General features: G+C 57.8%; 1 protein-coding gene. It reads right to left on the minus strand.

The features are described from left to right. On the minus strand, positions 1-905 hold a 905-nt coding region (locus J6I44_RS20525; RefSeq protein WP_265768143.1), incomplete at its 3' end, for a hypothetical protein. Positions 906-950 lie beyond the last annotated feature (45 nt).

The raw sequence follows: 950 nt of genomic DNA on the forward strand, positions 1-950 counted from the left end.
AATCGACGCAAAGGACCGGTCTCCCCCAGAATTTTGGCCCGCATGCGCTTGTTGAACCCCGGGAATAGCGGCGGAATCCAATGCTCGGGATCCAGCCCGTCGACCACGGCGATCATCTGCTGCTCGAGTTGGCGCTTGCGCCGGGTATGGTCCGACCACACCCGCCACAGGTGACTTAGTTGATCGGAAACCATGCGGCAGTGATCGGCCGGCAACGCAGCTTTGCAGCTGTGTTGCGCCTGCTCCCAGATGCTCATCAGGCACCGCTTGGGAAGGCCCGGGCGATGGGCTTTCATGCGGGCAATAAAACGAGCTTGCGACCCGGCGGTAACCTTCCGGGGATCAAAACCGTAGCATTCTTGCAGGGCCCGACCGGTTGCGCCCCAACTCAAGTCTGTGCTTTGGTGATAATCGGTAAATAACGACCGCCGGAGGGTTCCTATGCGAATACGCAGATCAGCGGCTATCAAGGTACAATCTTCCAACCATTTACCCAGCTCTCGCAGCCGTTGCCACTCCGCAGGCAACGGCACCAACCGACGGGCCTTGCCCATTCGTCCCAGCATATAAAGCACCCGCCCATCCAGCGGATCGGATTTCCCCCCGTCTCCGTGGTGAATGACCCCCGCTTTGTACATCCGTTCCGGGTTAACCCGCCAGACGCTGTGTCCGCGATCGAGCGCTGTTTGGGTGAGGGTGGCCTCATAACGCCCACTGGGCTCAACCACAAACGAGAGGCCGGTGTATCCTAATTTCTGGGCCTGTTTGCTGTAGTCGTCCAGCCGGGCTGCAATAGCGGTTACCTCGTTTGAAAACGATTCTGTGATCTCGTATTCGTGCCCGTCTTGCCGGTATCGGCTGTACAGATCCAGCCGGCGACTGCTCACATCAATTGCCAAAAGCAAATGTGAGGGATCAGGTTTGTCCCTGTCATAACATTGTGTAATCTT

It is taken from the genome of Fodinibius salsisoli (genome assembly GCF_026229185.1).
Taxonomy (GTDB): Bacteria; Bacteroidota; Rhodothermia; order Balneolales; family Balneolaceae; genus Fodinibius; species Fodinibius salsisoli.